Raw genomic sequence first — 25,899 nt, 5'->3', positions numbered from 1 at the left:
CCCTGGAACTTGCTATCCGCAGTGATCAAGGCAAAATACATACGGTGCGTATGTGGCGAATCATGCGTAACATACGCGGCGTATGTCAATCTTTCACTTGCCCATTGTGAGTCCTGCCCATGAGCCGAGCCCGTGCCGAAATGATCGAAGACACCCGCGCCCGGCTGCTTGCCAGTGCACGGCAGGCCTTCGCCACGCAAGGCTATGCCAACACATCGATGGACGATTTCACGGCCCACGCCGGCCTGACACGCGGCGCGCTGTACCATCACTTTGGTGACAAAAAGGGGCTGCTGGCCGCCGTGGTTGCTCAACTCGATCGTGAGATGGACGCATGTTTGCAGCGTATCTCAGACGAAGCCCAAGACCCCTGGAGCGGTTTTTGCGAACGCTGCCGCGCTTATTTGCGCATGGCCCAGGACGGCGAAATCCAACGCGTTGTGCTGCAGGATGCGCCGGCTGTATTGGGCGATACCGGCTCCCAGCAACACTGTGTCGAGTCGTTGCGCCAACAGCTGGAAGCCCTGATGCACGCGGGCGTCGTCCCTGACGCACCGAGCCTGGCGCTGGCGCAGTTGATCAATGGCAGCCTGGTCAACACCGCCCTGTGGATCGCCCGGTCAGAACATCCGCAGGAGCGTCTGGAGCAAGGTTTGCAGGGCCTGGAAATCCTGCTGCGCGGCCTGAAACTCATACCAACCGCTTGATCTGCTTATGCCGCCACACCAGCCGGTAGTACGCGGCCTGCAACCCCAGCATCGCCAGGTACGTCACCGGGAACGCCATCCAGACGCCTTCCAGGCCGAAGTGCGCATTCAGCAGGTACGCCATCGGTAGCTCGACACACAGCACGCAGAAGATCGAGATCGCCACCGGCATCAGCACCACGCCGCTGGCGCGCATGATCCCGCCGATCACGGCCTGGAAGCCGAACACGAGGATGCTCCACAGCATGATGTGCAGCAGGTGCTCGGCATTCACGCGTGCGGCGTCATCGGTGATGAACAACCCGAGCAACCAGTGCGACAACAGATAGCCCAGCACGATCAGGCCACCGGTCAGGCACGTATTGATCAACAGCCCGGTACGCAGGATCGGCCCGATACGCTCCAGCCGCCCTGCCCCAATCGCCTGGGCCCCAAGGATCGAAGCAGTGATGGCAATCGACAGGGCCGGAAACTGCACGTAGTTGACGATCTGCGTCACCGCCCCATAGGCCGCCGTGGCCTGGGACCCATGGCCATTGACCAAGGCGAGGATGACCAACTCCGACAGCGACAACACCACCATCTGCAAGCCTGTAGGCAAGCCGATGCGCAGGACTTTGCCGAGAATGACGCGGTCCAGGCGCAAGGCCGAGAGCAGTTCGCGGTCCGGCGCCATCACATGGTTTTTATGGCGCAGGCGCAGGATCAGAAACAGCATCGCCGAGGCATTCCCCACCAGGCCTGCGTACACCGCGCTCTGGATCCCCAGGGGCGGCAGGCCGATCCAGCCGCGAATCAGCGCCGGGGTCAACAGCAGGCCGACCAGGGTCGAGACCATCAGCGCCAGCAGCGGCGAGATCGTGTCGCTGACCCCGCGCAACAGCTGGGTGTAGAGGATAAATACCAGCAGCAGCGGCATGATCAGCATCATCATCTGGGCATAGCCCACGGCATCGTCGAGCACATCCGCAGGCGTACCCAATGCCTGCAACGCCGGGCGCGCAAACAGGCTGCCCAGCACCGCTGCGATCAGGCCCACCAGTGCACCGAGGGTCAGGGTGGCACCGGTAATCGCCTTGACCATCCCGGTTTCCTGGGCACCCCAGGCCTGGCCAATCAGCACCGAAGCGCCCGCCCCCAGGCCGATCACCAGGGCAATGAAGAAGAACACGATGGGGAACATCCCCGACACCGCCGCCAGCGCCTGGGTACCGAGCATCTGCCCGACATAAATACCGTTGAGGGTGCCGGAAAAACTTTGCAGGAAATTGGACAGCACCATCGGTGCCAGAAAGATCAGGTAGACCTGCCACAGCGGGCGTTGCAAAGGGCTTTGCATGAAAAACGGGGCCTCGGAAAACTAAAGCGTCCGAGGGTTATACCGTAATTGGATCCGATCTTCCTGTGCTTTGCATGATGGATGGATCGCCAACACTCGCTGGTTCCGATGCCCACATTGGATCTTCAGCGTCACCCCGACTCAGGTCGCCGTTCAGAAACGGCTCGGCGTGCCGATGGAATATGCACAGTCCAAGAAAGGCGCGGTGAGTCGGTCGATTGAGCGGTAGGGCCTTATAACCGCGCCTAGCGCCGGACTCGTTGGCGCTGGGTGCGGATTATTCTGCCGATGCGCTGGCGCTTTTCGCGCAGTTTTACCCACTCATTGCGAGCTTCGCGGTGGCGCTTGCTGTTGAGCAGTAATAGGGCAAGCAATGGAAACAGAATGCCTGACACATAGAAAACCTTATGAGGGCGATAGGCGATGGTGGGTAGAACACCAACCAAGCACAAGAACATCAAGATAACTGGGACCCATATCCATCCTGGATAGCCACGGACAACCATGAAATTGCAGTGGGCAATAAGAAAAGACGCACCGAGTACCGAAAAATAGGAATACCTGAGGTTCTCACCGGCGGGTAGCACTTCAAAGTAACTGCCAATCATCATCGGAACACCGATGGCAATCGTAAAACCTTGAGCAAAAAGTGCCCCCGTAGAAACAGGAAAATAGCGTTTCAAATAACGCAGAAGTTCCTTGTAAGTCATCAGAAATATCATTCTTCAAACGCCTCATATAACCCCACGGCAATCGTTCGAAAATTGCCATTTACAACGCTACCTCCCACAGTCATTGAAGCGCCTACGACATCCTTGATCTGAGTAACCGTGGCATGACGAAGCTTCGCAGGGGTCAGTCGCTTAGGTAAATCACCTGCCAGCTGTTTCAACTTGATCATTTTCGAAGTCAACCGCGGATGTTGAATACTCAACAACTCCTTCGTCAATTTTGCTCTTTCCTGTCGAGTAAGCCCCTTGAGTACTGGGTACCAACCCTTGCCGGTGGTTGCCTTCGTCAAACTGACTAGCTTTACAGTCGTTAGGAAGGAGGTGCCGGCCCCCACAAGCGCAACAGCGTCCAGAGCAGCGGTTGCATGTTGATACCAAGGATCACTGTCCAGCAGTTGATTTTTCGAGGGATCGGTCAATTCGTTGTACACACGATACCCGCCAACAATGCACTGAGCGAAACTGGCCGTAGCAGACGTATAGCCAACAACTGCAACCACTGAGCCGATACCGCCAGTAAATGGGATTGCAGCAGTACCACTGACTGCCACAAGCCAACCTAAAATCGCACTGCCGCATGCAAGCCCCATCCCGAGCGCCTCAAACACGAGTTGCGATTCCACCGGCTCATGCTCCAACCGCCGCACAAAATCCAACCGCGCCACCGACCTCGGCATCTCCCGCAAGATCACGCGCTTGGGCAACACACTGCAAATCGGCTGAAACTCACGCAACGTCACCGGCCACAGTTGGGCGTCGAGGTAAACCACCCCTGCCCCGGCAATTGCAGGATCGGCGTCGATCACAGCAAACAGTCGACGCAGGTCAATGCTGCTTTCTACCCGCTCACGGGTGGTGAGGTGAGCCTTCGGGAAACCGTCCTTCAATAAGCTGGTGGCCATTCCTTTACTCCTGAATCCACAAGAGCGCAGAGCGTAAAGAATCAATATCTGCCAGGAATGTAGGAAGGTTTCCTTTTTTAAGACAGGCACTTCCCGATCTGGCCTCAGCGTCTTGTAGTCAATCCTGGGAATAGGAAAAGTACGCCCCGCGCCACCACCGGCGAACGATCAGACAAGGAGCGAATATGGCGACCGATATGTTTTTGAAGCTGGGAGACATCAAGGGCGAGTCCAGGGACCAGGTGCATCGTGATGAAATCGATATCACCCGTTGGGGTTGGAGCCTGTCCCAATCCGGCTCCATGCATAGCGGTACGGGCGGCGGCGCGGGCAAGGTCAATATGGCGAATATCGCGATTGAGAAGACACTGGATAAATCCACCCCAAACCTGATGATGGCCTGTGCCACCGGCAAGCATTACCCCGAAGCACGCATTGTGGTGCGCAAGGCTGGAGGCGACAGCAGCGTGGAGTATCTGGTGATCACGTTGAAGGAGGTCATGGTTGCCACTTACGACACGCGTGCAGCGGCAACCAATGACGTACTGACGGAAGAAATCAGCCTTAACTTCGCCAAGGTGGAAGTCAGTTACCAGCCACAGAAAGCCGATGGCGGCAAGGATGGCGGGGCCATCCGGTTCGGCTGGAACATTCGCGAAAATATCAAGGTGTAGGCACGACAGGCAGCGCGCGCTTGTGCGCTGTCTTGCTATACGCCCCCTCGACAATCGCCCGTACCCGCTCACTCACTGGCTCACCCATCAGGTACGCATCGATCTCCTCGTACGTGCAGCCATAGGCGTGCTCATCCAGCTTGCCCGGCGCCAACTCTTCGAGGTCGGCAGTGGGCTGCTTGTGCACCAGCTTCGCCGGGGCCCCAAGGGCACTGGCCAACAGGCGCACCTGGGTCTTGGTCAGGCCCGACAATGGCGCCAGGTCGCACGCGCCGTCGCCGAATTTGGTGAAGAAGCCCATCAATGCTTCGGCGCCATGGTCGGTGCCGACCACCAGGCCGTTGTGCAGGTTGGCCACGGCGTACTGGGCGATCATGCGGGTGCGGGCCTTGACGTTGCCCTTGATGAAATCCACCTGCGAGGCACTGGCTTCGGTGGCGCCGAGGCTGGCCATCAGGCCGTCGACGCTGGCGGCGATGTTCAGGGTGTCGATGTGGTCCGGGGTGATGAAATCCAGCGAGGCCTGGGCATCGCTCTCATCGGCCTGGGTCTTGTAGGGCAGGCGCATGGCGATAAAGCGCGCGGCGTAGCCCTCGCTGCGTAATTGCTCCGCCGCCAATTGGCACAGGCGCCCAGCGGTGAGGGAGTCGACGCCACCGCTGATGCCCAGTACCAGGGCCTTGCAGCCTGAATGGCGCAAGGTGGTCTTGATGAAGTCGAGACGCCGTTGGATTTCCTGGGCTTCACCGCCCTTCACCAATGTGCGATCGATATTGAGTTCCTGCGCGATACGTTCCTGCATGTCACACCTCCACGTTGCCGACATTGAATACCTTCGCTGCGTACTGCAAAAACGAGGGGTCTTCGCAGACGTTCTTCACCGGGTCATCGGAGAACTTCACCACCGGTTCGCCGTGCACGCGCACCAGTTTCATGACGATGCTCAGCGGCTCGACGCCTTCCACATCGCAAGCCAGGCTGGTGCCCATGCCGAAACCGAACTTGGCCTTGCCACGCACGTGCCGCAGGATCGGCAGGCATTTTTCGAAGTTCAGGCCGTCGGAGAACATCAGGTCCTTGGTCATCGGGTCGATACCCAGCTGTTTGTAGCGGGCCAGCACCTTGTCGGCCCAGGCGATGGGGTCACCGGAGTCCTGGCGCAGGCCGTCGTAGAGCTTGGCGAAGTACAGGTCGAAATCCTTGAGGAAAAAGTCGGTGCTGATGGTGTCGGTCAAGGCAATGCCGAGGCGGCCGCGGTATTCACGCACCCAGTTTTCCAGGCCGGCGTTCTGGCTTTCGCGCAACCGCCCCAGTTGCTGGTGCACCATCATCCACTGGTGAGCCATGGTGCCGATCAGTGGCAGGTCGAATTCGTAAGCCAGGTGCGCATTGCTGGTGCCGACGAACTGGCCGGGAAAGTCGCGGCGCATGATGTCCACCACTTCGCGCTGGGCCTTGAACGACAGGCGCCGGCGCGTGGAGAAATCGGAGACCCGCAGGTCGGCCAACTCGTCGCGACTGAGGTTTCTCTCCAGCCAGTCGAACTTCTGGTAGAGCTTGCGGGTGACGTCTTCCAGGGTCACGTCGGGGTATTTGGCGCGGTTGCGCAGCTCGCTGACCAGCGCCAGTAGCGGTTGTTCGAACATGATGCAGTGCAGCATCGGCCCGACCACGCGGATGTTCAGTTGGCCGTCGACTTCACTGACGTGGATGTAGCGCAGGTTGAAGCGGAACAGGCCGAGGAAGCGTTCGTAGTCGGGGGTCAGGTATTCGCGAAAGCGTGGGTTGAACAGAAAGCGCAGCTCGCCCTCACGCATCTGCAGGCCAGCCATGTTCTCAAGCTCGGCGCGTAACTCGGGGATCAGGTGGCCGAGCTTTTCCTTGGCGCGCACGATGAAGTTGTATTCCACATCGACATTCGGGTGCTGGTGCAACACCGCCTGCATCATGGTGAAGGTGTAGTAGTCGGTGTCGAGCAAGCCCTGGATCACCGGGGCTTCGTAGTCGTAGGCACTTTCCATGGTGTATCTCCTTAACGCGTGGCCATCGCGGCCAGTTCTTCGCGGGTGCTGCTGATGACGGCACCGGCCTTGAGCAACTCATTGACGGCCTGTACGCCGCCCTCCTCGCTGATCCCCCGGCACGCCGGCAGGTGCAGGACCACCTCCAGGCCGGCCTTGAGCAGTTGCAAGGCGGTGGTCTTGACGCAGTAGTCCAGGGCCAGGCCGCCGACGATCACGCGAGTGACGCCCTGGGCCCTGAGGTACTCGATCACGCCGGTGGAGAGTTTGTCGTGCAGGTCGTGGTAGCAGGCGCCATAGGGGTGCAGGTCAGGTTCGACGCCCTTCCAGATGAAGTAGTCGTAGTCATAGGGCGTGGGCAACTCGTCGAGCAAGGTAAAGCCTTCGGTGCCCGGTACGCAGTGGCTGACCCAGGTCACGTCGGCGTGTACCAGGCCAGTGGGCTGGAGCATCTCGCTGTGCTGGGCGACCACCCAGGGTGCGTGCGGGGTGTGGGCGTCCTTGCTGCCGACGCGGTGGCCGGCAAGGCTGGCCATGTAGTTGAGTTCGGCACCGATCCGGTCACCGCCGGCCACCGGCAACTCGTTGGGGCACAACGGCGTGAAGCTCTTCTGGGCATCGACGTCGAATGAAGCAATGGCAGTTTTCGCAAGGGTCATGGCGGTTCTCCTGTGGCCTGGAAACAAAAGTACACGTCATGTACTTTCATTGCAAGAAACATTTATTTATCTATCCTGAACCAAGTACATGACATATCTGTTCGATCCGTTAGACTGTGCCCCACCGCTGTTCAGAAGGACGTCACATGCCCCTTAGCCCCTACCTCCATACCGTCGACCTATGCGTGCTGTGCTACTGCCGCGCCGCCGGGGAACTCAAGTTGTTGCTGAACAAGCGCGAAGCCGAACCCTTCGCCGGGCATTGGGCGTTGCCGGGGGTGGTGGTGAATGGCGGCGTGCAAGATCTGAGCCTCCAGGATGCGGTGGAACGCTTGCGCGCCAGCAGCAAGGTCGGCCTGGAGCTGGCCTGGAGCGAGCAAGTGGGCACGGTGGGCGATGCGTTTCGCGATCCGCGTTGCTGGTCGTCGTCCACGTACTACCTGGCGATCGTCGCGGATGAGGTGGCGCCGAGTGCGCATCAAGGCTGGTTCGCGCTGAAGGCGGTGGCTGATGGCAGCATCAAGTTGCCGTTCGATCACAACAGCATCGCCGCGGCCGTGCAGGAGCGGTTGTTCTCCAAGTCGCTGTACAGCAACCTGCCGCTGATGTTCCTGGGCAATGAATTCAGCGCGCCGGAGGCGACCACGATCTTTTCCCTGGTGCTGGAACGGCCGGTGCTCAAGACCAGTATTCGCCAGCGCCTGTTGAAGCTGACGGAGGCGGGATATTTGCGCGAGACGGGGCGCAAGAAACAGGGTGAAGGCGGCAGGCCCCAGGCGACGGTGGAGAACCTGAAGCCTGGGGCGGTTTACTTCTTTGATCGCAGTTTTGCCGACTAGGCACCCTTTTCAAGAACGATGACCTTCAAATGTGGGAGGGGGCTTGCTCCCTCCCACATTTTGAGCGGTGTATGGCTTAGTTCATCCAATTACCGCCATCCACGTTATAGGTTTGCGCCACTACGTAGTCAGCCTCTTTGGACGCCAGGAAGATCGCCATCCCGGTCAAATCCTCGGCCGTCCCCATCCGCCCGAACGGCACCTCGGCCCCCACCCGCCGCTTCTTCTCGCCAGGCGCCAGCCCTTCATGCCTGGCGAACAACGCATCCACCCCGTCCCAATGCTCGCCATCCACCACGCCCGGGGCGATGGCGTTGACGTTGATGCCCTGCTTGATCAGGTTGAGCCCCGCCGATTGCGTGAGGCTGATCACTGCCGCCTTGGTCGCGCAGTAGATCGCCACCAACGGCTCGCCACGCCGCCCGGCCTGGCTGGCCATGTTGATTATCTTGCCGCCATGGCCCTGGCGGATCATCTGCCGGGCAGCGGCCTGCAAGGTGAACAGCGTGCCGGCGACGTTGATCGAGAACAGCCGATCAAAGCTGTCGCGGGTGATATCGACGATAGGCGCCAGGTCGAACAGCGCCGCGTTGTTGACCAGGATGTCGAGCTTGCCGGCCTGGGCGACCACGGCGGCAATCGCGCTGTCGATGGAAGCCTGGTCGGTGACGTCCATCGCTACCGCGTAGGCCTGCGGACCAAGTTCGGCGGCGGTGTCCCGGGCCCGCTGCAGGTTGATGTCGGCGATGGCGACGGTCGCGCCTTCAGCGATATAGGCCTGGGCAAACGCGCGGCCAATCCCGCGCGCCGAGCCGGTGATCAGCGCGCTCTTACCTTCGAGTCGTTTCATAAGGCATCTGTCCTTTGAACATTATTTGGGATAGCCGGCGCGTTTCATTTCGCGCTCGGTGGTGGACTGCGCCTGGAGCAACGCCTGCTCGACCGACATGCCCCCCGTCAGCGCCGCCGAGAACAGCTTGCCGACGGACGTGCCGATGGCCTGGAACTCGGGAATGGTCACGTACTGGATGCCCACGTACGGCACGGGTTTGGCCGACGGGTGCGCGGGGTCGGCATGCCGCATCATCTCCAGGGTCACCTGGGCAAACGGTGCGGCCTGGAGGTACCCCGCGTTGTAGGTGGACTGGCGGGTGCCAGGCGGTACGTTGGTGATGCCTTCTTTATCGGCGACCAGCTGGATGTAGTCCTTGGACGTGGCCCAGGCGATAAAGGCCTTGGCGGCGTCCTTGTGCTTGGACGTGGCCGGGATGGCCAGCGACCAGGCGTACAGCCAGGAGGATCCCTTGTCGGTGACTTCGGTGGGGGCCGCGGCGAAGCCTACGCTGTCGGCGACTTTGCTCTGGCTCTTGTCGGTGGTGAAGGAGCCGGCGACGCTGGCATCGACCCAGATCGCGCACTTGCCGCTGTTGAACAGCGCCAGGGTTTCGTTGAAACCGTTGCTGGACACGCCGGGCGGGCCGTATTGCTTGAGGGTGTTGACGTAGAAGTTGGCGGCGGCGGTCCATTCGGGACTGGTCAGCTCAGGCTTCCACTGCTCATCGAACCAACGCGCACCGAAGGCGTTGGCCATGGTGCTCAGCAGCGCGATGTTCTCGCCCCAACCGGCCTTGCCGCGCAGGCACATGCCGTATTGGCCGTTGTTCTTGTCCGTGAGCTTGGCGGCGAATTCACCCAGCTGGGTCCAGGTCGGGTGCGCAGGCATGCTCAGACCGGCCTGCTTGAACAGGTCGGTGCGGTAGTAGGTGACGGTGCTTTCCCCGTAGAACGGCAAGGCATACAGGGTGTCGTTGACCGACAGGCCCTGGCGGACCGAGGGGAAGATATCGTCGGCGTCGTAATCGGCCGGCAATTGGGTCAGCGGTTCCAGCCAGTGCTTGGCGCCCCACAGCGGGGTTTCGTAGGTGCCGATGGTGAGCACATCGAACTGGCCGCCCTGGGTGGCGATATCGGTGGTGAGGCGCTGGCGCAGCACGTTTTCTTCCAGCACCACCCAGTTGAGCTGGATGTCCGGATGCTGCTGCTCGAACACTTTGGACAGGCGCTGCATGCGGATCATGTCGCTGTTATTGACCGTGGCGATGGTCACGGTGTCGGCTGCCTGGCTGGGCATAGCCAAGGCCAGGCCGGAAAGCAGGAACAACGCTTGCGGAATCTTGGACATAGCGGTTTCCACCTGTTGTTTTTGTTGTTGAGGGCCGATTACAGCAGCTTGGGCCAGGCCCTCACAAACGCCTGACGCATGCCTGGCTGATACTTTTTTAACCGCTGAATAGGGCGCAAAAAAGTATCAGTGCCGGGCGAAACCGGGGGTAGCGCAGGTAGTGCCACCCGCGTATTTTGAGGCGACTGCACCCATAGAAGAGGCAGCACCATGCCCGTCAGTCGCGCCAAGCTGTTCGAACATCGCCCCGCCGAGCTTGAGGTGATCCTGCCCGAGCCGCAGCACTGCTTTCGCTGGTTTGAGCACGACTACCCTTACGATCTGGCGCGCTGGAATCACCATCCCGAATTTGAAATCCACCTGATCCGCCAAGGCAGCGGCAAGTTGGTGGCGGGCGACTATATCGGTGCGTTCAGTGCCGGGCATGTGGCGCTGATCGGCCCGGACCTGCCCCATGACTGGATCGGCGAACTGGCCCCCGGCGAACACCTGGCCGGCCGCGACGTGGTGCTGCAATTCGACGGCGCCGCCCTCCTCGCCCTGCGCAACACCCTGCCGGAACTCGGCGACTTGCAGCCGTTGTTCGAACAGGCCCGGCGCGGCCTGGAGTTCAGCGGCGACACCGCCGTACAGGCTGCGAGGTTGATGGAAGCTATCGGCAACGCCCACGGCCTGCAACGGCTGACCCTGTTCCTGCAACTGCTCGACAGCCTGAAAAACGCCCCGGCCCAGCAGGTAAAGGCCCTGGCCAGCCCCTGTTACGCCCCGACCCTGGACGCACGCAGCGCCGAGCGCATCAACAAGGCCTTCGACTACCTGATGCGCGAACTCACCGGCGACGTGCGCCTCTCGGTCATCGCCCAACAGTTGGACATGAGCGAACCGGGCTTCTCACGTTTCTTCAAGCGCAACACGGGCCATGGGTTTATCGACCTGATGCGCAAATTCCGCGTGCAACGCGCCTGTCGGTTATTGCTGCAAAGCGAGATGTCGGTGGCGGATATCTGTTTTGAAGTGGGCTACGCCAACCTGTCCAACTTCAACCGGCACTTCCGGATCGAGATGCACCAGACGCCCAGTGAATATCGCCGCGAACCGCCGATACACCTGTTCAACCCCATCGAGAAAATGACACCCAGTCATTTCTGATCAAAAGGTCGAGTAATTCTGCTTTTTTCCATGACATTCAAGCCATTAAGAAAAGTTGGTACAGCCTGTGCAACCGTTTGCGGTACGAACTTGACCGCCAAGTTCACCACGACCCGATGAATCGGGTTCAAACCGCGTACGAATAGGGACTTTCAATGCACCCCACCTCAAGGCCCCGTGCCTGCTTTGGTGTTTCCTTGCTACTGGCCGCCGTAACGGGAGTACTCAGCGCGCCCATTTTGGCGCAGGAAAAACCCGTGGATGACTCAGCACAGGGCGAAACCCTGAGCCCTGAGGCCAGCCCGGCAAAAAAAGGCGTCTATCTGTCGGAATGGTTCAACCAGGACCTGACGCTGATCGGCAGTAAAGACATCAGCTTCGGCCCCAAGCCCCAGGATGATGTGTACCTGGAATACGAGTACTTCGGCCGCAAGGGGCCCTTCGAGTTGTACGGCTACATCGACGTGCCGAAGATCCTCGGCATCGGCAACAGTAACGACAAAGGCGCGTGGGACCATGGCTCGCCGGTGTTCATGGAGCACGAGCCGCGTATCTCCATCGACTACCTGGCCGGACGCAGCCTGGCCATCGGCCCGTTCAAGGAATGGTATGTGGCGTTCGACTGGATCTACGACCACGGCAGCAACAAAGCCAACCGTGCCAACACCCTGTACAGCGGCCTCGGCACCGATATCGACACCCACTCGCGGGTCAACTTGTCGGCGAACTTCTACGGGCGTTACCAGTGGGAAAACTACGGCGCCAGCAATGAGTATTCCTGGGATGGCTACCGCGCACAGATGAAATACATCGTGCCCATCGGCAAGTTCGATAACGGTGCGTCGCTGACCTATATCGGTTTCACCAACTACGATTTCGGCTCGGACCTGCACAAGGACAACCCGGCGCGCACCGCCAACGCCCTGGTGGCGACCAACGTGCTGCTGTATTCCTTCACCCACCTGCGCTTCACCCTGGTCGGTCGTTATTTTCATAACGGCGGCAACTGGGAAGATGGCAGTGAGTTGAACTTCGGCGAGGGTAACTTCCGCGCCCGCTCCGACGGCTGGGGTTATTACGCTGGCGTGGGCTACCAATTCTGATCAAGGAGTATTAGATGAATACATTTACCCGTCTTTCGCTGGCCGTCGGCCTTGCCCTGCTGCCCCATGTGGTGCTGGCTGATTCTGCTGCCCCCATCAAGCCCAAGGTGATGCTGATCACCATGTTCGCCCCCGAGGCGCAAACCTGGATCGACCGCCTGGAACTCAAGCAGGAAGTGCGCGTGCCGGGCCTGTCTGCCGAATACCCGGTGATCCGCTGCAACACCCGGGACGTGTGCCTGCTGGTGACCGGCATGGGCCAGACCAACGCCGCCGCGTCCACCCTGGCCCTGGCGTTGTCGCCCAAGTTCGACCTGCGCCAGAGCTATTTCCTGATCGCCGGGATTGCCGGGATCAGCCCGAAACACGGCACCATCGGCACTGCCGCCTGGGCCCACTACCTGGTGGAGTTCGGCACCCAGTGGGAGCTGGATTCGCGGGATGCGCCCAAGGATTGGCCGACCGGCTACCTTGGCATCAACACCAAGGGGCCCAACGAAAAGCCGCCGCTGGACTACAAGACCGAAGTGTTTGAGCTGAACCCCAAGCTGCAGGCCAAGGCGTTCGCCCTGTCGCACACCGTCGAACTTACGGAAAGCAAAGAGTCCGCCGCCTGGCGCAAACACTACCCCGCCGCCCCCGCCAACCAGCCGCCGCGAGTCACCCGCTGCGACACCCTGGCGGGCAACACCTGGTTCTCCGGTACGCGCCTGAGCGAACGCGCCGAGGTGTGGACCAAGCTGCTCACGGATAACAAAGGCGAGTACTGCACCACCCAACAGGAAGACAACTCCACCTACGAAGCCTTGCTGCGCGCCAGCCGCGAGGGGTTGGTGGACATCCAGCGCCTGGCCGTCGTACGTGCCGGTTCGGACTTCGACCGCCCATACCCCGGCTACAGCGAAGTCGACAACCTGCTCAAGTACGCCGACCAGGGCGGGTTCGTACCGGCGCTGGAAAACCTGTACCGCACGGGGAACCCGCTGGTACAGGCGATCCTCAAGAACTGGCAGGCGTGGGAAAAAGGCGTCCCAGAAGCCTAGTGCGGAGCGACATGGGTCAAGGCAGCAAGATGATCTTGTCCGCACAGCCTTGATTCACGTCCTCATAGCACTGCACGCCATCGGCCAGCGCCACCTCGCGCAGGCCGGTGGGCAGCGGCAACAAGCCTTCGTCGAAAAAACGTCCGAACTGCTCCAGCATCACCGCGCACTGCTCACAGTTGTAGAGCAATGAATTGATCCCCACCACCGAGCCGCCCTTGCGATACAGGGCCAGGGCCGGCAGTTGTACGTGACCGTCCACCGGCGCGGCAATGATCGCGATGCGACCGAACGGCGCCAGGCCTGCCACGGCCGCCGGCAGCCAGAAACCGGTGGTGTCGAAGATCACATCGGCGCCGCCCTTGAACACCGCATTCACCTGCGCGCCCAGCGCTTCGGGCTTGCCCAACGCAATCGCGTCGAACCCTTGCGCCTGCAATACCTCGACCTGGTCAGCCTTGCGCACCGCCGCCAACACCTGGGCACCCAGGACCCTCCCCAAGGCTAATGCCGCGCTGCCCACCGCCCCATTGGCGCCGATCACCAGCAAGCGCGTGCCTTTGCCCACGCCACTGCGCTGCAGCGCATCCCAGGCCGTGGTGTAGGGCACACCCAGGCTGGCGGCCTGGGCAAAACTCAGGTGGGCAGGTTTATGCGCCACGCCTTTGGCCGACACGGTGAGGTATTGGGCGTGGGAACCGTCGGCGAAAAAGCCCAGGTCGCGACCGGTGCCCCAGACCTCCTGCCCCACCAGCGCCTGGGGCCCCTGCACGACCACGCCGGCGAAGTCGCGGCCAGGTATGCGCGGCACGGTGGTGTAGGGGAAACGCCCGAGTACGTTCTTCACGTCGCTGGGGTTGAGGCCCGCCGCCTTGATCTGTACCAGCACTTCATCGGCGGCCGGTACCGGCGTGGCGACGTCGACGAAGCTCAGGGCGCCGAGGTCGCCAGTAGCGGAAAATTGCAGTGCTTTCATTGCCAGTATCCATCGAAGGGAGAAAAGGAATCAGGACCACCAACCGCTGAGCAACTGCCGCCCCATGGGCCAGAGTTTTTCGCCGAGCAGCATGCCCATCAGGCCCACCAGCGCAATGGCAGGCGGTGCGGGCGAACGGAAGTCCAGCGCGCCGTAGATCACGCCGACAAAAAGGCCAATGCCAAGGGAGATCAGGTAACTCATGGGGGCGACGCCTGTTGGGTTGATGGGCTTAGTGTAGGGAGCCCATCCCGGCAGCATCGGCCAAGGGCTTCAGGATTTCGGCCAACTCACGTACTGGGAAGGCGCCATCCCCAGTTCACGCCGGAACATGTCGCTGAAACTGCTCGGCGAATAGCCCAGGGAACGCGCGACAGCACTGACCGACTGGCCCTGGATCAACTCGGCCACCGCCGTGGCCAATTGCACCTGGCGGCGCCATTCGGCAAAGCCCATGCCCAGGTGGTGCTGGAACAGTCGCGCCAAGGTGCGCACGCTGGCACCCGCCGCTTCGGCATGCTGCTCGAAAGGGATGTCCAGCGAAGGTGCGGCCATCACCGCCTGGCAAGCGCTGATCAACCGGCGGTCAGCTTCCACCGGCATGGCGATACGAATCTGCGAGCGCCGCGCCCGTTGCAACTCCAGCAGGGCCAGGCCGACCAAGGCGGCGTAATACCCCGCGTCACCGCTGTCGCCCTGTTCCACCAGCGTGACGATCAACTCACGCAGCAGCCCACCGACTTCAATCACCTGCACCTGGCGGTCCAATGTCGCCGCCAAGGCCGGGCGCAAGTAGATATTGCGCATCTGTAAATCCGACACCACCCGGATGCCATGCTCCACACCCGGCGGCAGCCAGACCGCACGCTGGGGCGGCACCACCAGGGCTTCACGAGGGGTCTCGACCCACATCACGCCGCTCATGGCATAGAGCAATTGGCCCCAGTCGTGGCGATGGGGCTCCACGTACAGACCACGCGGGTAAGTACGCGCCAAGGGTTGCACGGGGACGGCGTGATCACTGAGGTCAGGGGGTGCGGCCAGGGCCATGGGGAGCACATCTATCGGGAGTCAGCCGCCATGGTAATGACCACCGCCGGACAATCCGAGTGAATTTTTGCCGCCGAGGGCGATCACTTGCTTACACCACCAGGGTTGAGGGGCCAATGAATAACGCAAAACTGTTTGTGATCGACTACACCCTTCATGGCGAAGCCAAGTCCTTCATTATTCGTCTGGAAAAGCTCGATACCTTGGAGGCCTGGCATTGGGCAAGCTGTGACGCTGGCGTGGGCCGTATCGGCCGTTTCGCCCGCGAGCGGGTGAAGAAAACCAGCCAGGAACAGGCCGAGAAATTCGGCATAAAAAACGTGCAATGGCGCCGCTCGGATGCGCGCGCCCAGGCTTGATCAAGGAGAAATGAGCATGGATTCAATCAACGGCAAGGCACGCATCGATTACACCCGGGACACATTGTTCGGGCCACTGGCCAAGCATGTCGAGTGCCAGGTGAGCGTGCAGCATAAGCCCGGCTGGCTGGTGCTGAAGGTGTTCCAGCCGCTGCCGGACGATTTGCATGATGCGCAGACCCTGGTGCTGGCCCTCGAAGGTCGACGAACCAGCGGCGTGGTAAAAGACAGCCGGCGCTTGTCCGACCACAGCCTGCGCCTGGAGCTGGAACCCCAGTAAGGGATACGCAGGGAGCCCACTATCGACGCTCCCTGCGAACGTATTCAGCCTTTAGCCGACTTGGCGCACTCGCACCCCGTCGCCGCCGCACAAGGCTCGCCATGGGCATGATGCTCGGCGCAGCCCTGGCAGCAATAGCCCTTACCGTCCTTCATTACCGCATCGACGCCCAGCACACACTTGCAATGCGGGCAGGCACAGGTTTGATCAGGCATGGCCAGACTCCTTCTTCATGGTCGTCCGGTGCGGCGGTTGCCGGCACCTTAAGCAGTGACTGCCAGGCGTCGGCGATGGTTCAAACCATCAGTCGGTGCGCGTATTGCTGCGGTACATGAACACCAAGGCCAGAGCCAGGCATACCATCGCCAGGATGCGGCTGCTCGACAGTTCGACGGCCGGGTTGCCCAGCCACCCGAAGTTATCGATCAGCATGCCCATGCCCAATTGCCCGGTAATCACGGCCACGGTCGCCACTGCAGTACCGACCACCGGCACGGCCCCGACCATCACCATCATGTACACCACGCCGAACAGGGCGCCGGTCAATTGCCATTTGGGTACGTCGAGCAGGCTCACGGACTGGGCCGGCTCGAAGAAGAAAATCAACAACGCGGTAGTGAGCGCGCCCACCGCAAACGTCAGCAGACTGCTGCGCAACACGCCCACCGCCTGGCCGAGGCGACCATTGATCGCCGCCTGCACACTCAACACCGCGCCCGCCGCGATCACCAGCACCAATAACAGAATCAGATTCATCGCCTTACCCTCGTGCAATCAGAACAAGTGCCGCCACAATCAACGCCAGGGCTATCCAGCGCTCGCCATTGACCCGTTTGCGTGCGGTGCCGAACCAGCCGAAATGGTCGATCAGCACGCTCTTGCCCACCTGGCCGGACAAAATTGCGATCATGGTCATGGCAATACCGATGTGCGGCGTGGCCAGGGTCAGCACCACCACATACATCGGCCCCAGGAACCCACCGATCAGTTGCCAGCGCGGCAACTCGGACAACGCCGGGCCCTTTTGCGGGCCGCTGAACAGCAGCAGCAAAAACAGAATCGCCGAGCCGACACCGAAGATGCTCAAGGTTGCCCATAAATGCCCAACCTGCACGCCCAATGGCCCGAGCAACCCGGCCTCCACCGACAGCCCCATGCCTGCCAGGATCACCAGCGGCAACAACAGCAACCGTAAAAGGCTGTTTTTTGGCCTGGCTTGCGCCACACCCTCGATAGAACTGGCCTGCATACATCACCTGCGCGTCAATAAAGGAAACATGGCACGCATTATCCGGTGGCCTGCCTGTGCGATAAATGGGAGTATGCCGACAACACCTTTGCGCAATACGCACAACCCGGAGGCCTGATGCAGGGCTTGAATGAATTGAGTTTCAAGGCGCTGCGCCTGTTCGTCGCGGTGCTGGATCACGGCAGCTTTTCCGAAGTGGCCCGCCGCGAAGGCCTGGCGCCCTCCTCCATCTCCCGGCAGATCCAACTGATGGAGCAGGCCCTCGGCCAGCAGTTGCTCTACCGCCACACCCGCGCAGTGAGCCCCACCGAGGCCGGGCGCCTGCTGGGGCGACACGCGCGCTTGCTGCTCGAACAGCTGGAAGCCGCCGGCCAGGCCCTGCAGGAACAGGAAAGCGAACCCAGCGGCCTGGTGCGCATCAACGCGCCGATGGTGTTCGGCCAGCGTCACCTGTCACCGTGGCTGGGCGAGTTATGCCGGCGCTACCCGAAGCTGCAACTGGACATCCAGCAAACCGATACATACGTCGACCCGCTGCAAGACGGCACCGACCTGCTGTTCCGTATCGGCGTGCTCAACGATTCCAGCATGCAGGCACGCATCTTCGCCCCCCAGCGCTTTCGCCTCGCCGCCAGCCCAGCCTACCTGGCCCGCCAGGGCACGCCCCAGCACCCCGAGGAACTGCTCCATCATCAGTGCCTGGCCTACAAGGGCATCACCGGCCAGCAACGCTGGTTCTTCCGCAAAGGCCAGGACGACTGGACGCCCTACAGCGTCAAGGGCCCGATCACCGGCAACCACGCCGACACCCTCACCCACGCCGCTGAACAAGGCCTGGGCCTGGTGGTGTTTCCGTCCTGGCTGATCGGCGAAGGCCTGCGCGCTGGCACCCTGCAAGCAGTACTGACGGAATATGAAGTGGCGACCACGCTGGAGCCGCAGCAGATCGCGGCGCTGTGGCCGGGGAGCCGCAGGCTGTCGCTGAAGGTGCGCACGGTGATCGATTATTTCGTGGAGTGTTTTGGGACGGTGCCGTATTGGGATCGATAAACGGTTGAGGAATTTTCCGAGTAGTAAAAGTAGGTTCGGTCTGATTTAACGGGCCACCCTATTTTGGACCGGGTGCATTGGGGCAGACTTTGGCGATGTCCTTTTTGGAGAGATGCCATGGTTTTCATGTACCCAAAGCCGTCACGCGCTGAACGTGAGGCGGCAACCAGCGGTCGGCTCGTCTTGGATAGCTCACCCAGTTTTGGCTATATTTGGCCAAAATACGCGGAGCACCTCATGATTACCGTACCCTTGGGCGAAGCAAAAAATAACCTGTCAAAACTGGTGGATGACGCCGCCGCCGGCAAAATTATCACCATTGCCAAGCATGGGCGTGCGATGGCACAACTTGTTCCCGTGGGGAAATCCAACGGTCAGCGAATTGGCGCGATGAAAGGAAAGCTCGTTGTCCCCGAGGACTTTGATGCGCCCCTGCCAGGCGATCTGCTGGATGCGTTTGAGAGCAGCCATCCATGAGGGTGCTGCTGGATACCCATGTTCTGCTCTGGGCACTGAGTGACGACCCGAAGCTATCCAGCAAAGCCCGACGACTGATCGAGAATGCCGCAGAGATCTACGTCAGCGCGGCAACCTTCTGGGAAATGGCGATCAAGGTCGGCCTTGGAAAACTCGATGCAGACCTGGACGAAATCCGGGGATACTGCCTTGAAAGCGGTTTCGTCGAACTGCCCATCACCTCGGAACACGCGATCGCCGTCAAGGAGCTTGAGCCTCATCACAAAGACCCTTTTGATCGGCTCATCGTAGCGACAGCCATCAGTGAACCGATGAGGCTATTGACCGCCGACACGCAGATTGCCCAGTACACATCCTTGGCAATCCTGGTATAGCCCGCACCTACGGCCTGGAACTCAGAACACCCACTGCCCGATCAACCACGCATTGGCGCCACTGATCAGCGCAAACAGAAACCATGCCAGCACCCGGGTGTGCAGGCGATTGACGAACGGCCCCATCAGCTGCTTGTCGCCGGTCATGCGGATCAACGGGTACAACGCAAACGGCAACTGCAGGCTGAGCACCACCTGGCTGAGGATCAGCAGCTTGCCAATGGCCTGGTCGCCCATCAACCACACCCCGAGAAACGCCGGGATCAGCGCCAGCCCACGGGTGATCAGGCGGCGTTGCCAGCAGGGAATGCGCAGGTTGAGATACCCCTCCATGATCACTTGCCCGGCGATGGTGCCGGTAAAGGTCGAGCTTTGCCCGGACGCCAGCAAGGCGATGCCGAACAGGATGCTGGCAAAGGCGCCGCCCACCAACGGGTCAAGCAAGCGGTAGGCGTCCTGGATCTCCACCACCCCAGTGTGCCCGGTCTTGTAGAAGGCGGAGGCCGCGAGTATCAGGATGGCGGCGTTGACCAGCAGTGCCAGGGCCAGGGAGCCAATGGTGTCGATCCGGGCCAGCTTGACCGCGTCCTGTTTGCTGGCGAGGTCTTTGCCGATCAGGCGGGTTTGCACGACCGAGCTGTGCAGGTAGAGGTTATGGGGCATCACCGTGGCGCCGAGAATACCGATGGCCAGGTACAACGGCGCGGCATCGCTGATGGCCGACAGTGATGGGGTGAAGCCGCTGAACACATCCGGCCAATACGGTTTGATCAGCACCAGCTCAATGAAGAAACACACGCCGATGGTCGCCACCAGCGCCAGCATGATCGCTTCCAGGCGGCGGAACCCCCGGTTTTGCAGGGCCAGGACCAACAGCGTATCGAAGGCGGTGATGACAATGCCGGTGGTCAGGGAAACGCCCAGCAACAGGTGAAACGCCAGGGCGCAGCCGAGTACTTCGGCGAGGTCGGTGGCGATGATGGAGATTTCCGCCAGCACCCACTGGGTGCGTGCCGAGCGTTTGCTGTAGCGCTCACGGCACAGTTGCGCCAAGTCCTTGCCGGTAGCGATACCCAAGCGCGAGCACAGGCACTGCACCGCCATCCCCGCCAGGCTGGCGAGCAATACCACGAACAACAGGCTGTAGCCGTAGCGCGACCCGGCTTCGATGGCCGTGGCCCAGTTGCCCGGGTCCATGTAGCCGATGGAGATCAGCAGGCCGGGGCCGGCGAACATCAGGATGCGCTTGAAGAAGGACGCCTTGGGGTCAACGGCAACGGAGCCGGCCACTTCCGGCGGGCAGAATGGAGCGGTAGCGATTTTCGGCAGGCTGAATTTCACGCGGTATCCCAGGCAAACACACTCGACAGGGGCTCAGCTTATCAGTCGGAAGCAACCGTGCGCATCACCGTCTTCCGAGGCAGGTCAAACGCCTCCACGACCTGCACCACCAGGTCCATCTCCTGGTTCAAGGCTTCACGCTCCATGCGCTGGCGAATCCCCCCAATCACCAGCACGGCCAGGGTGGTGATCGAGTACGCCGGGCCGGAAAACGCCCGTACACCACTCACCAGCAGCATCGCCGCCGCCAACGCCTGGCCGACCACCGGGATCGCGGAGGCCGCACCCCGACGCAGGATAAACCCGGTCAACCCGGCCAGCGCCGTGCCGCTCAACGCCGTAGTGGCTGTTCGGCCGAGATCGAAACGGCTGAACAGACCCTGCTCCTTTTGCGCGGCCGCCTTGAGCTCAGCATCGAATACCTGGCGGTCGGCGTGGCTGAGTTTGTCCTTGTACTGCTCGAGCAGCTTTTCCGCGACCCGGGCTTCGAGGTCAGCCAATGCCACCGTTTCAACGGGCTCGGCAAACTTGATTCCCAGTCGCTGCGCCACCTCTTCGGCAATCTGCCGATAGTTCACGCCATGGCCACGGGCCAGGTTCATAAAGCTGTCGCCGCCCATGCGCTGCAACTCGATGGCCAGCTTGAGCGGCTCGCGCACCGTGGCGTCGATCGATGCACTGCGCTTTTGCGCCATCAATTCGGCCAGGAACGCCAGCTCCTCCGGCCGCGCCTGCACCAGGGCCGCAAACAAGTCGGTGTCCTCTTCGGCAAAGCGTACCTCGCTGCTGCGCTGGTCGGCGCGGATCAGGCCGCGCCGCTCCTGCAACAGGTCGGTGTACTGCACCACGGTCTGCAACTGCGGCCAGTACGCGGCATGATCAAAAGTAGCCAGGTGCACATTGGTAACCTTGGCCTTGAGTGCCGGCGTCACCGGGATCGCATACCGGCCGATGCACCGCTCGGTGTCCGGCTTCATGGCCAGGGCCCAGTCCTTGCTGGAGTGGCAATTGATCACCCGCCCCTTGAGCGGCGCGCACACCTCATCCCAAGGGCTGGACGTACAGATCGCCCCGCCCATCAACAGCAGGTTGTCCAACGGCAGTTCCCGGGCGGTATCCGGGCTGGCCAGCAGGCTCTTGACCAGAATCCGCGCCCCCAGGGAATGCCCGATCAGGTTGATACGCCGCACCTCCAGCGCCTCGCCATGCAGGTAGCTGGCCAGCTCCGGCAGCAAGCTCCTGGCCACTTCGTCCACCCGCGCCTCGACGCTTTTGTAGTGGTCGAGAAAATAGGCAATCGCCTTGCCCACGCCGACAGTCGCGGCACCGATGCTGCCGCCCCCCAGCATCGCGGCGATCACCTCCTTGAAGGGCGCAAACAGGTTTTCCAGGAAATGCCCCGCCGGCCAGAACAGCATCAGGTTGGTCGAACCCTCGATACCCGCCAGCTGTTGCTTGAAATTGCCCAGCTGTTGCCGGTTAAAGAACGCCGAGTAACCGTGAACATAGAGATTGAGCACATCGCCCTGAGGCTCGCCGCACAATACGAACGTGGGCTTGCGGGTGCGGTGCATTTCATCCCACTGGTGCTGCATGGGCCGGTGACTCCTGGTGACGAGGGACGGCGATAATAACAAAGGGAGGCCTGCAGAACGGTGAATCCTGACCGGCGTGGCGGTCGCGAAGGCTCAGAACTGCGCCGCAGCCTTTGATTTGGCCAGGTAGCGCGCCGGCGAATCCCCCAGGTTGCGCCGGAACACGGAGGTGAATGCACTGGAACTGCTGAACCCCAATTCGAACGCAACATCGGTGATGGACGTGCCATGGCTTAGCCGTGCGGTGGCTTCCAATAGGCACACCTGTTGGCGCCAGGACACGAACGTCATCCCCGTGCCCTCGTAGAAATGGCGGGTGAAGGTGCGCCGGCTCATGTTCGACCAATCAGCCATCTCATCGAGGGTGATTTTCTGCGTGGGCGCATCCAGGAAGCGCTGACATGCTCGCGCCAGCCGCGGCTCGCGCGGCAATGGCGCGCTGAGTGGCAGCTCGGGCATGGCTGCGATTTCATCAATCAACAGCGTCAGCACGCAGTGATGCCTCACGCTGGGTAATGCCGAGGAGTCGATAGCCAGCGCCGCCTCCAGTAAATGCCTGAGCAGGGGCGACACTTCAAACACCTGGCAGCGCTCCTGCAACCGCGCCCGCTTAGCGGCATCGGCGTCCAGGTAGGTATTGAGCATCACCACATCCCCGCGCATATGCATTTCATGGGGCACACCACCCGGCACCCAGATCGCCCGTTGCGGCGGTACCACCCAGTTGCCGAGATCGGTGAACATTTTCAGCGCGCCGGTGGAGGCATAGGCGAACTGCCCACGTGAGTGCGTGTGCCGCTCAAAGACGGTGCCGCAAGGGTATTCGCGCAGCGTTACCACGGCTTCTGGGCTGGCGGAATCAAAGGTCGGAATCATGGCCCGATTCTGTCAAAAAATGGCCTTGTATAGCAAGCGGGCCAACCCGCCCCTCCCTAACATCAACGCCCTCGAAAAGCGTCATGACCAAGGGAACATTCCATGCTGAAAAAACACCTGGCGTTAGCCGTGCTCGTCACCCTGGTATGGGGGGTGAATTTCCCCATCACCAAACTCGGCCTGCGCTCGGTCGACCCTTTTGTCCTCACGGGCATCCGCTTTTCCCTCGCCGCCCTGCCGCTGGTGTTCTTCATCAAGCGCCCCGCCGTCAAATTCAGCTACGTGGCCGCCTACGGCGTCATCTTCGGGCTGGGCATGTGGGGCGTGATCAACTATGGCATCGAGAGGGGTGTGAGCCCCGGCATCGCGTCATTGATCATTCAACTCAGCGTATTTTTCACCATGGGCTGGGGTTGCGTGTTGTTCAGGGAAACACTCCGCGGGACGCAAATGGCGGGTGCATTTATGGCCCTGATCGGCCTGGCAGCTATCATCTCCACCCGAGAAGGCAGCCACGCAGTGCTGGGCGTGATGTTGATCGTACTCAGTGCGCTGGCCTGGAGCGTGGGTAACGTCATCGTCAAGAAGTCGGGGGTCACTGAGGTCTTCTCGTTCATGGTGTGGGCCAGCCTGTTTCCGCCGATCCCGTTATTTCTCATGGCTTGGCTGATGCATGGCAGCGCGCCGTTCGAAGGCTTGCAATCCAGCCTCGACATCATTGCGATCCTGTCCATTCTGTTTCAGGTGTACCTGGCGACGCACTTTGCCTACTGGGGCTGGAACTCGCTGCTCAAGCTGTACCCGGTGTCCACGGTGGCGCCACTGTCGTTGTTGATTCCGGTGTTCGGGATCAGCAGTTCGATGCTGCTGATTGGCGAGCGCGTTCCCGCGCCAGACCTGATCTCGATTGCGATCATCGTCGTCGGCCTAGCCGTGGGTTTGTACCGCAAGCCGGCGTGAACCGCCCGCCGCCAGACACACACTGGCGTGTTGTCCCCTCAAACGCAGCAAAAACACAATTTTCGAAAGGTAAAAAGCGCTCTAATACCCTCCTGTCGATTGGTTTTAAAGATCCTGGAGTTCGCAATGCCCCATGAAGGCAATCTGTTACAAGCAGCCGTGGTGTTCCTGCTCGCCGCCGTGCTGACCGTGCCCCTGGCCAAGCGCCTGCAATTGGGCGCGGTGCTGGGCTATCTGTTTGCCGGTGTGATCATCGGCCCGTCGGTATTGGGCCTGATCGGTAACCCGCAAAGCGTCGCGCAGTTCTCCGAACTGGGCGTGGTGTTGCTGCTGTTTATCATCGGCCTGGAGCTGTCGCCCAAGCGTTTATGGGTGATGCGCAAGGCGGTATTTGGCGTCGGCCTGGCCCAGGTGCTGCTCACCGGCCTGGTCATGGGCGCGGTGGCGTTGTGGCTGTTTGGCCAGTCGTGGAACAGCGCCATCGTGCTCGGCCTTGGCCTGGCGCTGTCGTCCACCGCGTTCGGCCTGCAAAGCCTGGCCGAGCGCAAGGAGCTGAACCAGCCCCACGGGCGCCTGGCGTTTGCGATCCTGCTGTTCCAGGACATCGCCGCGATCCCGTTGATTGCCATGGTGCCGCTGCTGGCCGGCAGCGATCATCCGGCCACCGAAGCCCAGGGCCTGCAACACGTCCTGCAGATCCTCGGCAGTATTGCCGTGGTGATCATCGGCGGGCGCTACCTGCTGCGGCCGGTGTTTCGCATCGTCGCCAAGACCGGCCTGCGCGAAGTGTCCACCGCCACCGCCTTGCTGGTGGTGATCGGCACCGCCTGGCTGATGGAACTGGTGGGTGTGTCCATGGCCCTCGGTGCCTTCCTCGCCGGCCTGCTGCTGGCGGACTCGGAGTATCGCCACGAACTGGAATCCCAGATCGAGCCGTTCAAGGGCCTGCTGCTGGGGCTGTTCTTTATCAGCGTGGGCATGGGCGCCAACCTCAGCCTGCTGCTCAGCTCGCCGCTGGTGGTGATCGGCCTGACCCTGCTGTTGATCGGTTTGAAGCTGCCGCTGCTGTACGCCGTGGGCCGCATGGTGGGTGATCTCAACCGTGAAAGCGCTCTGCGCCTGGGCGTGGTGCTGGCCGCGGGCGGTGAGTTCGCCTTTGTGGTGTTCAAGATCGGCCGCGACCAGGGCCTGTTCGAACCGCACCTCTACGACGTGCTGGTGCTGACCATCACCCTGTCCATGGCCGTCACCCCCCTGTTGCTGCTGGTCTGCCCCAAGCTGTTCAAGCCCAAGGTCAAGCCGGTGGAAGTACCGGAGGAATACCGCGCCATCGAAAGCGATGCGCCGCGCGTGGTGATCGCTGGCATGGGCCGTATGGGCCAGATCGTCGCGCGGATCCTGCGCGCGCAGAACATCTCCTTCATCGCCCTCGACACCTCGGTGGAAACCATCGAACTGACCCGCAGTTTCGGCGGCATGCCGGTGTTCTACGGTGATCCGCAACGTCCGGAGATCCTGCACGCCGCCAAGGTCGACCAGGCCGAGTTCTTCGTGATCGCCATGGACGACCCGGAGATCAACATCAAGACCGCCGAACTGGTGCGCAACCTCTACCCGCACATGCAGATCATCGCCCGTGCGCGTAACCGCCAGCACGTGCACCGCCTGGTGGACCTCGACGCCTCGCCGGTTCGCGAGACCTTCTACTCCAGCCTGGAAATGAGCCGCCGTACCCTGGTGGGCCTCGGGTTGACCCAGGCCCAGGCCGATGCCCGCATCACCCGCTTCAAGCACCACGACCTGCAAGTGCTCGCCGCCCAGCACGCGGTGTACGACGATGCGGCCAAGGTGATGCAGACCGCCCAGGAAGCCCGGGCGGAACTGGCGCGACTGTTTGAAATGGATCGGCTTGAGGAAGAGTCCGACAAGGTGTGAGGCTAAGGGCGAACGATATTGCGAATTT

The 25,899-nt window shown here is 61.4% G+C and carries 30 protein-coding genes; 13 read left to right on the top strand and 17 right to left on the bottom strand.

The window, feature by feature from the left end; all coding sequences use genetic code 11:
• The first annotated feature begins 119 nt into the window (after positions 1–119).
• Positions 120–707 carry a TetR/AcrR family transcriptional regulator gene (locus B9N88_RS28595; protein ID WP_027607494.1) on the top strand — a complete coding sequence of 196 codons (588 nt, stop codon included), beginning with the start codon at positions 120–122 and terminating at the stop codon, positions 705–707.
• On the opposite strand, the gene B9N88_RS28590 is transcribed toward B9N88_RS28595, so the two are convergent.
• The 3 genes from B9N88_RS28590 to B9N88_RS28580 all read right to left on the bottom strand — a co-directional run bounded on the left by B9N88_RS28590 (position 691) and on the right by B9N88_RS28580 (position 3,679).
• A complete protein-coding gene (locus B9N88_RS28590; protein ID WP_027607495.1) occupies positions 691–2,046 on the bottom strand; it encodes an MATE family efflux transporter in 1,356 nt (451 codons plus the stop codon). The two genes, B9N88_RS28595 and B9N88_RS28590, sit on opposite strands and share 17 nt — an antisense overlap.
• 245 nt (positions 2,047–2,291) lie before the next feature.
• The gene (locus B9N88_RS28585) at positions 2,292–2,756 is read right to left on the bottom strand and encodes a membrane protein (protein WP_027607496.1); all 465 of its coding nucleotides are present in this window, start codon (positions 2,754–2,756) and stop codon (positions 2,292–2,294) included.
• 8 nt (positions 2,757–2,764) lie between these two features.
• Positions 2,765–3,679 (bottom strand): hypothetical protein, encoded by a 915-nt coding sequence (locus B9N88_RS28580; RefSeq protein WP_027607497.1) that lies wholly within the window; start codon positions 3,677–3,679, stop codon positions 2,765–2,767.
• A gap of 185 nt (positions 3,680–3,864) precedes the next feature.
• On the opposite strand from B9N88_RS28580, the gene B9N88_RS28575 reads away from it, so the two are divergent.
• A complete protein-coding gene (locus B9N88_RS28575; RefSeq protein WP_027607498.1) occupies positions 3,865–4,353 on the top strand; it encodes an Hcp family type VI secretion system effector in 489 nt (162 codons plus the stop codon).
• On the opposite strand, the gene nadE is transcribed toward B9N88_RS28575, so the two are convergent.
• Genes nadE through B9N88_RS28560 form a run of 3 tightly spaced genes read right to left on the bottom strand, consistent with a single transcriptional unit; the run spans position 4,343 to position 7,033 of the window.
• A complete protein-coding gene (gene nadE / locus B9N88_RS28570; RefSeq protein ID WP_027607499.1) occupies positions 4,343–5,155 on the bottom strand; it encodes an ammonia-dependent NAD(+) synthetase in 813 nt (270 codons plus the stop codon). The genes B9N88_RS28575 and nadE overlap by 11 nt on opposite strands.
• A gap of 1 nt (position 5,156) precedes the next feature.
• Positions 5,157–6,374: a nicotinate phosphoribosyltransferase gene (gene pncB, locus B9N88_RS28565; protein ID WP_027607500.1), complete on the bottom strand. Its 1,218-nt coding sequence runs from the start codon at positions 6,372–6,374 to the stop codon at positions 5,157–5,159.
• Positions 6,375–6,385: 11 nt separating this feature from the next.
• Positions 6,386–7,033 (bottom strand): nicotinamidase, encoded by a 648-nt coding sequence (locus B9N88_RS28560; RefSeq protein ID WP_027607501.1) that lies wholly within the window; start codon positions 7,031–7,033, stop codon positions 6,386–6,388.
• 146 nt (positions 7,034–7,179) lie between these two features.
• Here B9N88_RS28560 and B9N88_RS28555 point away from each other — a divergent pair, with 146 nt between their 5' ends.
• Positions 7,180–7,872, top strand: coding sequence for an NUDIX hydrolase (locus B9N88_RS28555; RefSeq protein WP_027607502.1), 693 nt, complete (start codon positions 7,180–7,182; stop codon positions 7,870–7,872).
• A gap of 76 nt (positions 7,873–7,948) precedes the next feature.
• On the opposite strand, the gene B9N88_RS28550 is transcribed toward B9N88_RS28555, so the two are convergent.
• Complete coding sequence (locus tag B9N88_RS28550) at positions 7,949–8,722, bottom strand: L-iditol 2-dehydrogenase (RefSeq protein ID WP_027607503.1); 774 nt, start codon at positions 8,720–8,722, stop codon at positions 7,949–7,951.
• Between the two features lie 21 nt (positions 8,723–8,743).
• Positions 8,744–10,054, bottom strand: a complete 1,311-nt coding sequence (locus B9N88_RS28545; RefSeq protein WP_027607504.1) for an ABC transporter substrate-binding protein — start codon at positions 10,052–10,054, stop codon at positions 8,744–8,746.
• A gap of 210 nt (positions 10,055–10,264) precedes the next feature.
• On the opposite strand from B9N88_RS28545, the gene B9N88_RS28540 reads away from it, so the two are divergent.
• From B9N88_RS28540 to B9N88_RS28530, 3 genes are all read left to right on the top strand, one after another.
• Entirely contained in the window at positions 10,265–11,203 is a 939-nt protein-coding gene (locus tag B9N88_RS28540; RefSeq protein ID WP_027607505.1) for an AraC family transcriptional regulator, read from the top strand.
• A gap of 155 nt (positions 11,204–11,358) precedes the next feature.
• On the top strand, positions 11,359–12,306 hold the full coding sequence (locus B9N88_RS28535) for a nucleoside-specific channel-forming protein Tsx (RefSeq protein WP_027607506.1): 948 nt from the start codon (positions 11,359–11,361) through the stop codon (positions 12,304–12,306).
• Positions 12,307–12,320: 14 nt separating this feature from the next.
• Positions 12,321–13,349, top strand: a complete 1,029-nt coding sequence (locus tag B9N88_RS28530) for a purine-nucleoside phosphorylase (protein ID WP_027607507.1) — start codon at positions 12,321–12,323, stop codon at positions 13,347–13,349.
• Positions 13,350–13,365: 16 nt separating this feature from the next.
• Here the strand turns inward: B9N88_RS28530 and B9N88_RS28525 are convergent, their stop codons facing one another.
• From B9N88_RS28525 to B9N88_RS28515, 3 genes are all read right to left on the bottom strand, one after another.
• Positions 13,366–14,325, bottom strand: a complete 960-nt coding sequence (locus B9N88_RS28525; protein WP_027607508.1) for a quinone oxidoreductase family protein — start codon at positions 14,323–14,325, stop codon at positions 13,366–13,368.
• A gap of 30 nt (positions 14,326–14,355) precedes the next feature.
• On the bottom strand, positions 14,356–14,529 hold the full coding sequence (locus tag B9N88_RS28520) for a DUF1427 family protein (protein WP_081744482.1): 174 nt from the start codon (positions 14,527–14,529) through the stop codon (positions 14,356–14,358).
• Positions 14,530–14,598: 69 nt separating this feature from the next.
• Positions 14,599–15,375, bottom strand: a complete 777-nt coding sequence (locus B9N88_RS28515) for an AraC family transcriptional regulator (RefSeq protein WP_027607509.1) — start codon at positions 15,373–15,375, stop codon at positions 14,599–14,601.
• A 116-nt stretch (positions 15,376–15,491) separates the two neighbouring features.
• Between B9N88_RS28515 and B9N88_RS28510 the strand changes: the two genes are divergently transcribed.
• Positions 15,492–15,734, top strand: a complete 243-nt coding sequence (locus B9N88_RS28510; RefSeq protein ID WP_027607510.1) for a DUF6555 family protein — start codon at positions 15,492–15,494, stop codon at positions 15,732–15,734.
• A gap of 16 nt (positions 15,735–15,750) precedes the next feature.
• Positions 15,751–16,014, top strand: coding sequence for a hypothetical protein (locus tag B9N88_RS28505; protein ID WP_027607511.1), 264 nt, complete (start codon positions 15,751–15,753; stop codon positions 16,012–16,014).
• A gap of 44 nt (positions 16,015–16,058) precedes the next feature.
• Here B9N88_RS28505 and B9N88_RS28500 read toward each other — a convergent pair whose 3' ends face one another.
• From B9N88_RS28500 to B9N88_RS28490, 3 genes are all read right to left on the bottom strand, one after another.
• Entirely contained in the window at positions 16,059–16,229 is a 171-nt protein-coding gene (locus tag B9N88_RS28500) for a metallothionein (RefSeq protein WP_074846300.1), read from the bottom strand.
• An 88-nt stretch (positions 16,230–16,317) separates the two neighbouring features.
• Entirely contained in the window at positions 16,318–16,770 is a 453-nt protein-coding gene (locus tag B9N88_RS28495) for a DMT family transporter (protein WP_027607512.1), read from the bottom strand.
• A 4-nt stretch (positions 16,771–16,774) separates the two neighbouring features.
• Positions 16,775–17,263, bottom strand: a complete 489-nt coding sequence (locus B9N88_RS28490) for a DMT family transporter (protein ID WP_027607513.1) — start codon at positions 17,261–17,263, stop codon at positions 16,775–16,777.
• Between the two features lie 117 nt (positions 17,264–17,380).
• Between B9N88_RS28490 and B9N88_RS28485 the strand changes: the two genes are divergently transcribed.
• The 3 genes from B9N88_RS28485 to B9N88_RS28475 all read left to right on the top strand — a co-directional run bounded on the left by B9N88_RS28485 (position 17,381) and on the right by B9N88_RS28475 (position 19,164).
• Entirely contained in the window at positions 17,381–18,313 is a 933-nt protein-coding gene (locus B9N88_RS28485; protein WP_027607514.1) for a LysR family transcriptional regulator, read from the top strand.
• A 126-nt stretch (positions 18,314–18,439) separates the two neighbouring features.
• Positions 18,440–18,790, top strand: coding sequence for a type II toxin-antitoxin system Phd/YefM family antitoxin (locus B9N88_RS28480; protein WP_371263389.1), 351 nt, complete (start codon positions 18,440–18,442; stop codon positions 18,788–18,790).
• A complete protein-coding gene (locus B9N88_RS28475) occupies positions 18,787–19,164 on the top strand; it encodes a type II toxin-antitoxin system VapC family toxin (protein WP_027607516.1) in 378 nt (125 codons plus the stop codon). Before B9N88_RS28480 ends, B9N88_RS28475 begins: the two co-directional genes overlap by 4 nt.
• A 21-nt stretch (positions 19,165–19,185) precedes the next feature.
• On the opposite strand, the gene B9N88_RS28470 is transcribed toward B9N88_RS28475, so the two are convergent.
• From B9N88_RS28470 to B9N88_RS28460, 3 genes are all read right to left on the bottom strand, one after another.
• Positions 19,186–20,505: an Nramp family divalent metal transporter gene (locus B9N88_RS28470; RefSeq protein WP_027607517.1), complete on the bottom strand. Its 1,320-nt coding sequence runs from the start codon at positions 20,503–20,505 to the stop codon at positions 19,186–19,188.
• Positions 20,506–20,546: 41 nt separating this feature from the next.
• Entirely contained in the window at positions 20,547–22,100 is a 1,554-nt protein-coding gene (locus tag B9N88_RS28465; protein ID WP_027607518.1) for a DUF726 domain-containing protein, read from the bottom strand.
• 93 nt (positions 22,101–22,193) lie between these two features.
• Positions 22,194–22,976, bottom strand: coding sequence for an AraC family transcriptional regulator (locus B9N88_RS28460; RefSeq protein ID WP_027607519.1), 783 nt, complete (start codon positions 22,974–22,976; stop codon positions 22,194–22,196).
• Between the two features lie 102 nt (positions 22,977–23,078).
• Here B9N88_RS28460 and B9N88_RS28455 point away from each other — a divergent pair, with 102 nt between their 5' ends.
• The gene (locus B9N88_RS28455) at positions 23,079–23,936 is read left to right on the top strand and encodes an EamA family transporter (RefSeq protein ID WP_027607520.1); all 858 of its coding nucleotides are present in this window, start codon (positions 23,079–23,081) and stop codon (positions 23,934–23,936) included.
• Positions 23,937–24,062: 126 nt separating this feature from the next.
• Positions 24,063–25,871, top strand: a complete 1,809-nt coding sequence (locus B9N88_RS28450; protein ID WP_027607521.1) for a monovalent cation:proton antiporter-2 (CPA2) family protein — start codon at positions 24,063–24,065, stop codon at positions 25,869–25,871.
• The last annotated feature ends 28 nt before the right edge of the window (positions 25,872–25,899 follow it).

The organism is Pseudomonas sp. LAMO17WK12:I1, from assembly GCF_900177315.1.
Lineage (GTDB): Bacteria > Pseudomonadota > Gammaproteobacteria > Pseudomonadales > Pseudomonadaceae > Aquipseudomonas > Aquipseudomonas marginalis.
This window is presented reverse-complemented; position numbering and strand designations above follow the sequence as displayed.